This window comes from Neobacillus drentensis, from assembly GCF_036962125.1.
Lineage (GTDB): Bacteria > Bacillota > Bacilli > Bacillales > Cytobacillaceae > Neobacillus > Neobacillus drentensis_B.
Window position 1 is genome coordinate 1 of sequence record NZ_JBALOA010000022.1, and the last position, 9,484, is coordinate 9,484.

Below are 9,484 nucleotides of genomic sequence, written 5' to 3' on the forward strand. Positions count from 1 at the left end.
AAAATAGTCTGGCAGCAATGGCGAGAAGGTCACACCCGTTCCCATACCGAACACGGAAGTTAAGCTTCTCAGCGCCGATGGTAGTTGGGACACGCGTCCCTGTGAGAGTAGGACGTTGCCAGGCACATGAAAGAGACAATCCGAAGGGATTGTCTCTTTTTGTTGTATAGGAAATTCGCTAAGCAGCAGATTGAAAAAGATAGGCGGAAAAATTCCGCCTATTCCCCTATCGCTGGTTTCTTAATACTGTAAGAGGTCACAATTTAGAAAACCTGCCGAAATTCCCCCAATTCTCCTGCCTCGCAAATTGAGGATAGGCGGATATAAAATGAACTAGTATGGAAGCATGATCTAGATTGGGGTATGCTTCGAATAATAAACGATCGCCGTATCGAATAGCTGTTAATGCAAGAGGTAATTCACGTCTAAATATTTCCATTCGTTTTGCTGCTGCATTTTGGTTAAATTGTCCTTGATCTATATATAAATAAACACAATAAGATAAGGAATGGCCGTTGGTTTTCCATTCACCTAATACCTCATCCCGCAAAGGATTGATTTTATCCCAGGCATACCGCTTTCCAATGGATAAAAATAGTTGACCAGTTACATCGGAGTGAGTTAGTGTGTAATATCTTGGAAATATAGATTCCGAAACAGTCACGCCATCCTTGAATTCAACAGATAGTTTTTCTGGAATGAACTTGGTCAAGCCCTCCACTCCCATCCGCTTTTTGTATCATTATGCTCATTGGAAATTATTCATTCGTTATTTCTGACTCAATGGGCATCCAAAAAAAGCTCCCATTATTGCTGGGAGCTTGCTTCGCTTACAGATCTTCTTCTTTAAAATTATTCTTGATGAACATTTCTTCTTCTGATTTGCTCATGATTCCATAAGCTTCGCCAACTGTCCCTCCTTGGTAGGTCCAGAAATAGTTATGGTCATCATCTATATCAGTATAAATACCCTTTTTCCATTTATCTAAAATGGCTAGCAATTCATTCTTTTGTTCGAACTCACTGTTTTTCACAATGGTATAAACTTGATGAATCGTATCGGGAATCATCGGAATAGCTCCCCACTTATCTTTCGCTTTCACTTTTTGATGCGTCATTTTGTGCATCACTTCAATCACTGCATCTTGGGTACTACTATCATCGATCCCAATATCATATTGAACCCCGCCAATTGTGGCTGTCTGCTGCTTGTCTACTTTCTTTTTCTCGTTACCGTTATCTTGAACAGCTTTCGCTTCTACTTTCTCTTGATTTTTTCCAGGTTTGGCTCCTTGGTCGGTTAATTTAAATCCACCGTATTTTACACCTATTAAAACGGTCAGAATAACCCCAATAATAATTAATGCCTTATTCACTGCACTCCCCCCTGTTGGTAGTTGATAGTTTTAATTTAACAAAAAATTCAGAATGATTCTAGTTTATTTGAATAACATAATCCCCGCAAAGAAGACAGCTATCGACATTTATACTGGATTGATTTCATAGAATAATAGATTCAATACGAGTTAAGACAGAAAAATTGAGAAAGGTTCAATTGGAAAGCCGAATTGTTAACGGTAGTTTAGTTCAACAAGAAATTCGATTATAATAAATTTAGTAAATATAATTATAAGGAGGATAAAAATGGAAAAAGTAACCCCGTTTTTAATGTTTCAAGAGGGCAACGCCGAAGAAGCGATGAATTTTTATACGTCCATCTTTGAGGATTCTCATATTACAAACATTGTTAGATATGGGGCTAATCAAGCTGGACCAGAAGGCACCGTCATACAGGCTACTTTTACCTTAAAAGGGCAAGAATTTATGTGTATTGACAGTCATGTAAAACATCAATTCTCATTTACACCTTCTTTCTCAAGCTTTGTTACTTGTAGTACGGAAGAAGAACTTGTCACTCTTTACGAGAAACTTATTGAAGGCGGACAAGCCCTTATGCCATTAAACAATTATGGTTTCAGTAAAAAATTTGGCTGGGTGAATGACCGCTTCGGCGTTTCGTGGCAACTAAATCTTCCTTGACCTCTTAACTATTTGTTAAGAGGTTTTTTGTTCAATTTAGATTCCATTGCTTGTCACGCCCCGCAACTTCGGACAAGGAAGAGAAATTTGGGTCAGTTTCCTGCTGCTTTAACGTAGAGGGGGACTGACTCTTTTTTTAATAATCTCCAGTTTATTGTCGATAAATGCTTATAGAATATAATAGCCCTTACGGTACGTCTGTAGTAGTATAGAGGTATCATGATGTTCGTTATAAAGAAATGAAGGAGGGGACTACGTGCGAAATAAAGGGATCTTAGCATTGGTAGCATTAGGGTTATTCGTTTCGCCTCTATCTCAGAGTACTGTAAAGGCAGAGGGAAATGAGTATGAATTATCAAAGAAGTTAATTGAGAGTCAGATTGAAAAGCCACTCCAAAAAGATATCGTAAATTTTCATGTATTAAATCAATTTGAAAAAGTAGTAACAGGCTCACAATCTTTTACAGCAAAAAGTTTTAATAAAATGGGTACAACAAGTAGCATTGTTTCCAATGAAGAGGATTTTTTGTTTGAAACGGAGTACAACGATGATTTTGATTTTGCCAATGATACTTCGTATGAGAAACCAACAATTGGTCAATTACTTCCTTTGTATGATGTAGATATTCATAGAGTAGTTGTGCCTAAGGATGGAATATTGTTAGTAGTTGGGGGCACTAACTCTGATGCGATTGATCTAGGATTCGGTGCAATGCAAAAAGATTTTGTTGAGAATGATAAATTAATATATTTAGGCTCAGAATCTGATGAGACCGGGTTTGAATATAAAGCATATCAAGCTAAGGCTGGTACATACTATATCGGTGTTATAGACAGTGATAACGATTACTATGACGATAATACAGAATATGATTTATATGCTATCGCTACTGCATTTATAGACAATGTTGCACCAAATAAGCCTAGTGTAAACAAGGTGGATAACAATGATAAAGTTGTAACTGGGAAGGCGGAGTCTGGATCTACCGTTACGGTTAAAAGTGGTAATACAGTACTGGCAACTGCCAATGCTGCATCTACTGGAGCATTCTCAGCAAAGATAGCTGTTCAAAAAGCAGGCACAAAGCTAGCAATCACAGCTAAGGACAGCGCTGGGAATGTGAGTTCAAGTGTGACAGTAACTGTTGCAGATGTGATTGCACCAAGTAAGCCAGTTGTTAACAAGGTTGATAATAACGACAAAGTAGTAACTGGAAAGGCAGAGTCTGGCTCTTCAGTTACGGTTATGAACGGAAACAAAGTGCTGGGAACAGCGAAAGCAGCATCTACTGGAGCGTTTTCTGTTAAGATAGCTGTCCAAAAAGCAGGTGCGAAATTAACAGTTAGCGCTAAAGATAGTGCAGGAAATGTAAGTTCAAATGCATCGGTAACTGTTGCAGATGTGATTGCACCGATAAAGCCAACTGTTAATAAAGTAGATGATAACGATAGAAAGGTAACAGGGAAAGCTGAAGCGAACTCAAGAGTTACTGTGAAAGTAGGAAGTAAATCCCTTGGTTCAGCTAATGCTGATTCAAAAGGGAACTATTCAGTAAAGATAAAAGCACAGAAAAAGGGAACAACTCTAACTGTCACTGCAAAGGATAAGGCGGGTAATAAAAGTCCTAAAAAAACGATTAAAGTTGTAAGACATTAATCTAATCAATGAGCCAAGGGTTAATTCCTTGGCTTTTTTGCATGTTATAAATACTGTGTAGCCCATCTAATAGTCTAATTTAAAAGATTGTGGGCTGGTTCGAGTGAAGTTAATGCAATCCCGGTAAATGAAGAGGCATCTCATTTCCCCTCTTAAGGTAAATTGAAGTCGCTCGGGAAATGAGGGTCGTGTGTGACATGGGTACTTCTGGTTGGATAAAATTTGGGGACAATCTCCTGCTGCTTTAATGCGGTGGGGGACTGAATCCAGATCACTTGGGTAACGAGGACGGTTCTTGTGCCCACTCTAGTCTAAATAAAGGCCATGAGAACAGTCCCAATGCCTATGGCGTCGCTTGAGATTATCTTTCTTTGTGTGTATGTCCAGATTTCCCTTCAGTGATTACACGATCTATATCAAGATAGGGCTTCCCCTTTATTGCATCATTAGAAACAATTTTGATATTTTCCTTGTTATTCTCTTCCATTCAAATACTCCCTCCAAAATTTTATTATCATGTTATTTTGCGCGTTCAATAGATACTTTATGAGAAACCCCTCTGATTTTGTTGGAAGATGGGTTATTTCCTGCGAAATAAATAAATGCAATTCGACATTCTTCGTTTTTACTTTGCTGTAGGAATCCAGATACATCAGTACTTGCAGAAGTTTTAATCAAACGTTTGAATAGTATAGCCTATTTGGTATTTAGTCGAAAGGGTGTCGGAAAAAGACATTTTTCCTCCGTGCGACATTTTACTGCTAATTTTTTATCATATTTCAACAAATTTATTTAGCGTGGTGTAGGATAGAGGTATATATACCAAGGGATGAGGAGAATTTAATCAAACGTTTAATTGAAGGGGAATGGTGGTGAAAAATGGTGAAGGACCTTGCTACATTGCTTGCTGTATTATCGGTCCAAACCGCGATTCCTACTCCAACTAGTAGGACAATCAAAGGTAGGTGAAGGCCTTTTTCTTCCTCAAAAAAAGGGAATTGCCGATCATTTGTAGAAGTTATTCCTAACTCAATAAAAGTATAGGAGAATAATTTTATGATGTTTTTTCAGATAGATAAAAAGAAGCTGGTTTGGTTTTACCTAGGAGTCATAGCTCTAATTACGATTATGTTTCAAGGTACCGCATATGCCGCAGAGGATACTAGCAATAGTTTGAGTGATGCCACTCTAGTAAGTGAAAATGAGGCCATCCATGAAGCGCTCTATCCAGTGGGGGATCATGATTATTATAAATTCACCGCTACACAGACGGGGACCTATACGATTCAGGGGTCTGGAATGAATATACAGTATTCTCTACTGAATGAATCAGGGGTAGAACTTGCCGTCAGCAAGGGTCAGGCCGACCATTACAATAGTATCAAGCTTATCTATAAACTAACAAGTGGAGAAACCTATTATCTCAAAGTTCAATATCCGTTTGATTTAGGAATTGGCTTCTATACTATTCAAGTTTTGCCTTTTGTTTCTCTCGATGCTTATTCTGATTATATAAAAGCCACGAGCATCTCCCTTCAGTGGGATCGTATTGATGGGTACAACCGTTATAACGTCTACAGGGCTGATAGTGAGTTAGGTCCTTTTTCGAAAATTACTGATTCACCAAAGGATTCTGGGAGTTATGTTCATTTCTCTGACTATAGTCTTGTAGCCGATAAAAGCTATTTTTATAGAATTGGACTCCTCGATTCTTCCAATGAAGAATCACTTTCAGAAATAGTAGAGGCTACCCCAAGAACCATACCCAAGGTACCGAATCAGCCTACTTTAAGGGCTGAACCTATAAGCAGTGTTCAAATAAATCTTACCTGGAACCCAGTTTCCAATGCAAGAGCCTATCATATCTATCGAGCTACGGATAAGAATGGCCCCTTTATCAAGGTAAACACCTATCCGGTAAGGTCGACCTTTTTTAGCGACGAAAGTCTGGTTGGTGATACCACGTATTATTATAAAGTTAGCGCCGAAAATTCTGTCGGTGAACAAATGTCAGAGGTGGTTTCCGCCAAAACGTTCGTTCATTCTGATGACCATGGGGATGATCTGCTCACGGCCACACCGATACAGGAGAATTCGTCGAGCCAGGGAATTTTCGGAGCAGAAGGGGATTCCGACTATTTTACCATTACTCCCAGTTCTGATACGAACATGACATTTTTTGCAATCGGTAATTACGATATGCAAATAGATGCTTACCTTTATGATGGCAATGGACAGGTATTTTATAACGAGCAAGGGGAAGGGAACATCCCATTCGATGAACAACTTAAAAAAGGAGAAACGTATTATCTAAAGGTTTCATCACGGTATGGGACTACTGGTTATTATACGATTAAGACAGTTACCAGTGGTTTTCGTGCGGATCCTGTGACTAGCACACAGATTAAACTGGATTGGAGTGCCGTGCCTGGAGCCACCTCCTATCATGTTTACAGGTCTGACGACCAGAACGGCCCGTATCAGAGGCTCAATGATACTCCGCTTGTGACCAATTCCTATCCAGATTTTAAGGTGATAGAGGATACAACCTACTACTATAAAGTAAGTGCAATGACTGAAAATGGGGAGAAATTCATTGATCGAGTAACGTCTACTAATTACTCTACCGGAAAAATTCTAACATCAGACTATGCTTCTACCAAAACCCGGCCTTATTATGATGATGATAATGATACATTGGATCGCGCCGCAGTTTTCATAAACGGAAGTTATAGTACTGCTATCGGACGGAGTGGAGATATTGACTATTTGACGTATACTGCTACAAAGTCAGGGGAGCATCACGTGGAAATTAGCGGCGAGGGCATTAAAGTTTCCCTATTGAATAGTTCTGGAGATGAACTTGCTAATAATGTGGGGACACAAGCATTAATTTCTTATCCATTTTCCGAAGGAAACGTTTATTATTTAAAAGTCCAACATGAAAAGGAGATCGGCAGTGGGCCTTACCGACTGAAAATAGCCAACCAATTAGAGGATCCGGGTCGTGTTTTCGTAACAGTTATGGGTACGGATCGAGTTCGTATTAATAGCGGTGTGCCAGACTCAAACCTTTATCGATCAACTAGTAAGGATGGGGATTATATAAAAATTAATCGGGCCTCATTACTTAGTAACTATTATGAAGATGCTGGACTTTTACCAAATACAACTTATTACTATAAAAAAAGTAGAATCAACTCGTTTGGAGAGTCGCTATCAGAGGCAACGGCGGTAACAACAAGACCGTACGCTCCAACTGATGTTACCGCAGCGCCACTAAGCAATTCCGAAATCAAACTTACCTGGGCCGCTATTCCTGGAGCGATTTCCTATAATATTTATAAAAAAATGAAAGAGCATACTTATGCACAAATTAGTACGATTGCTGCGCCTGCTACTACGTTTATTCAAACTGGACTTAACGCCAATACGAACTATACCTATGTGGTCAGGGCTGTGAACTCTGGTGGAGAAGGTAATTGGTCAAACGAGGCAATGGCGACTACGAGGACTAATTCTCCAGAAAGTTTAAGTGTGTCATCGATCAGCAGTTCGCAAATTAATGTAAAGTGGAACCTTGTTCCTAGTGCCACCTCTTACAACATTTACCGAGCAACTAGTCCAGCGGGTCCTTTTACAAAAGTGAATCCTGTTCCTGTAACGGCTAGTGCTTTCAATCATTCCGGGCTTTTAGCTAATACAAAATACTATTTTAAAGTCACGGCCGTGAACGATAACGGCGAGAGTTCTGCATCCAACCTAGCCGCGGCGACAACCAAGCCAGGTGCCCTTAAGAAGTTAACAGCCGGTTCACGCAGCAGCTCGCAAATTGGTTTATCGTGGGAACGGGTTCCAGGTGCTGCCTCTTATAACATTTATCAAGCGACTAGTCCATCTGGTCGGTACACAAAGATGAATGAAGGCCCTGTGGGTTCTACTATCTATACTCTAACCGGACTTAGAGCCAATACAAAATATTATTATAAAGTCACCGTTGTGAATATTAGCGGGGAGGGTACTCTATCCGCCGCGGTTATGGCCACTACCAGGACAAGTGCGCCCAAGAGTTTAACGGCAAGGTCCATCAGTAGCTCACAAATTAATGTAAAGTGGAACCCAGTAGCTGGAGCCACCTCTTATAATATTTATCGTTCGACTGATTATTATGGCCATTATCTAAAGATTAATACGACCCGAGTTACCTCTACTTCTTATAGCAGTAAGGGACTTTCTGGCAATAAAAATTATTATTATAGAGTAAAGGCTGTTAACAGCGGGGGCGAGAGTGATTTTTCTGATCCTACTGTAACCATGACGCGTCCCTTAGCACCGAAAGTTGTAAAGGCAACGACGATCAGCAAATCGCAAATCAAAATAAAATGGACGGCTGTTCCTGGTGGTATTACTTATAATGTATACAGGTCAACAAGTAAATCAGGTCCCTATACAAAGATTAATAAATTCGACCTTATCACTACATCTTTTAGGAGCAAAGGACTTTTATCTAGAAAAACATATTATTATAAGGTTTGTGCAGTAAATAACGAGGGAGAAGGTTCTTTTTCACCGGTCACTTCGGCAAGGACACTTAAGTAGAGATCATGCGACGTTCTGGTGGTCTTCACTATCATCAGTTTGAGCCAGGAGAACCGTCCTGTGGTACATTTTCTCTGATTAATGAATAAATACTCTACCTTTGGTAAATCAATAAAAAATACGTTTATTACAAAGGAGAGAATAGAATGGAAAAGGAACGCATTTCGAATGGAGTACAAGGGGATCAACAAAAAGTAATTGCAGCTCAAAATCTTGCCAATCAATTCAATAAAGGTGATACTGAATTTTCTTTAGATGAAAATGTGCAAGAAGGTTTAGCAAAAAGTCAACAATACCAGGCAGAAAATCAGCAGCCCACATACGAACCCAATAAAGCATTTTAAATTCTTCGCAGATAAGTTAGGTGGAGCTATCTCATGCATAAAGGCGGCATTGCCCCCCACACGGTGCCTGTCTTTATGGATGTTCCCTAACGCGAAAAAGCCCCTTTTCAATGGAAAAGGGGCTTAACTTTGTATGATTCTCTGAAACAGATTGGTATTCATAGTTTCGTGAATCCAGCCTCTCTCCTAAATTAGGCCAAGGTGTAATCGATCACATTGCGGTCGACTACTCGAGCTCCTTTTGCAGCAACGAGTTTGCCACTTGCAGATGTGAAAACGTTTGAGGCGATAATCTGGGCCATTGATAATTTTACCACTTCTTCATCAACTGGCTCTTTTGGGTTATCGATAGATAGACTTGCCGTCTTTCCTAACTCCGTGCTAAATTGCAATTCCAATGTTTTTGCCATTCCTTTCACCTCCTATCCATTCGTTATTTCAGGGGTCTATTAAGCTATGATCTCGGTGCTGTCATTCCGCTCGACTTTGTATAGTGGGTCTTTGCATAAAGCAGCAACTGCTTGTGCAGCTTGCGATAACTGATCAGCCGTCGCAGCCTTTGTGATGTTGCTAAACGATTTTGTTTTTAGGATAGGCTTTCCTTCTCCATCCACGCCCGCTTCAAATACCAAGCGAAGCTTTGTTCCTTCTAATAATGCTTGTGCCATTGTCTCTCACCACCTTCCACCTTCTATATAGATAAAAGTCAGCAAAAAGGACAGGGGTGAGAGAAGTAAATTTTATCATGGATTGAAAAAATCCTTCGATATCCCTTTTGGAGATTGGAAAAACAATAAACGAGGTCTATGATGCCCGTTGAGGTGGAAAAAGCATCGAAGCGGTA

9 protein-coding genes and 1 rRNA gene are annotated in these 9,484 nt (G+C 39.8%); 5 read left to right on the plus strand and 5 right to left on the minus strand.

The genetic code is table 11. From position 1 onward, the window contains the following. Nucleotides 1-7: 7 nt before the first annotated feature. Nucleotides 8-124, plus strand: a 5S ribosomal RNA gene (rrf, locus tag V7121_RS18780). A 132-nt stretch (nucleotides 125-256) separates the two neighbouring features. Here the strand turns inward: rrf and V7121_RS18785 are convergent. After that, nucleotides 257-721 (minus strand): staygreen family protein, encoded by a 465-nt coding sequence (locus tag V7121_RS18785; protein ID WP_335501429.1) that lies wholly within the window; start codon nucleotides 719-721, stop codon nucleotides 257-259. 109 nt (nucleotides 722-830) lie between these two features. Next, nucleotides 831-1,376, minus strand: coding sequence for a DUF6241 domain-containing protein (locus V7121_RS18790; RefSeq protein ID WP_335501427.1), 546 nt, complete (start codon nucleotides 1,374-1,376; stop codon nucleotides 831-833). Nucleotides 1,377-1,644: 268 nt separating this feature from the next. On the opposite strand from V7121_RS18790, the gene V7121_RS18795 reads away from it, so the two are divergent. Both V7121_RS18795 and V7121_RS18800 read left to right on the plus strand, forming a co-directional pair. Then, a complete protein-coding gene (locus tag V7121_RS18795) occupies nucleotides 1,645-2,040 on the plus strand; it encodes a VOC family protein (protein ID WP_335501425.1) in 396 nt (131 codons plus the stop codon). A gap of 256 nt (nucleotides 2,041-2,296) precedes the next feature. Then, nucleotides 2,297-3,697 (plus strand): Ig-like domain-containing protein, encoded by a 1,401-nt coding sequence (locus tag V7121_RS18800; RefSeq protein WP_335547404.1) that lies wholly within the window; start codon nucleotides 2,297-2,299, stop codon nucleotides 3,695-3,697. A 361-nt stretch (nucleotides 3,698-4,058) separates the two neighbouring features. Here the strand turns inward: V7121_RS18800 and V7121_RS18805 are convergent, their stop codons facing one another. Continuing rightward, complete coding sequence (locus V7121_RS18805; protein WP_335501421.1) at nucleotides 4,059-4,184, minus strand: hypothetical protein; 126 nt, start codon at nucleotides 4,182-4,184, stop codon at nucleotides 4,059-4,061. A 569-nt stretch (nucleotides 4,185-4,753) separates the two neighbouring features. Here V7121_RS18805 and V7121_RS18810 point away from each other — a divergent pair. After that, the gene (locus V7121_RS18810; protein ID WP_335547405.1) at nucleotides 4,754-8,296 is read left to right on the plus strand and encodes a fibronectin type III domain-containing protein; all 3,543 of its coding nucleotides are present in this window, start codon (nucleotides 4,754-4,756) and stop codon (nucleotides 8,294-8,296) included. Nucleotides 8,297-8,442: 146 nt separating this feature from the next. Then, a complete protein-coding gene (locus V7121_RS18815; RefSeq protein WP_335547407.1) occupies nucleotides 8,443-8,640 on the plus strand; it encodes a hypothetical protein in 198 nt (65 codons plus the stop codon). Between the two features lie 191 nt (nucleotides 8,641-8,831). Here the strand turns inward: V7121_RS18815 and V7121_RS18820 are convergent, their stop codons facing one another. Beyond that, nucleotides 8,832-9,050, minus strand: a complete 219-nt coding sequence (locus tag V7121_RS18820) for a DUF2922 domain-containing protein (RefSeq protein WP_335501414.1) — start codon at nucleotides 9,048-9,050, stop codon at nucleotides 8,832-8,834. Nucleotides 9,051-9,089: 39 nt separating this feature from the next. Further along, nucleotides 9,090-9,308, minus strand: coding sequence for a DUF1659 domain-containing protein (locus V7121_RS18825; RefSeq protein WP_335501412.1), 219 nt, complete (start codon nucleotides 9,306-9,308; stop codon nucleotides 9,090-9,092). Nucleotides 9,309-9,484: the final 176 nt, after the last annotated feature.

Coding starts and splice junctions, on each gene's coding strand:
- V7121_RS18805 (WP_335501421.1), bottom strand. CDS start 4,184: ATGGAAGAGAATAACAAGGAAAATATCAAAATTGTTTCTAATGATGCA.
- V7121_RS18825 (WP_335501412.1), bottom strand. CDS start 9,308: ATGGCACAAGCATTATTAGAAGGAACAAAGCTTCGCTTGGTATTTGAA.
- V7121_RS18820 (WP_335501414.1), bottom strand. CDS start 9,050: ATGGCAAAAACATTGGAATTGCAATTTAGCACGGAGTTAGGAAAGACG.
- V7121_RS18795 (WP_335501425.1), top strand. CDS start 1,645: ATGGAAAAAGTAACCCCGTTTTTAATGTTTCAAGAGGGCAACGCCGAA.
- V7121_RS18810 (WP_335547405.1), top strand. CDS start 4,754: ATGATGTTTTTTCAGATAGATAAAAAGAAGCTGGTTTGGTTTTACCTA.
- V7121_RS18815 (WP_335547407.1), top strand. CDS start 8,443: ATGGAAAAGGAACGCATTTCGAATGGAGTACAAGGGGATCAACAAAAA.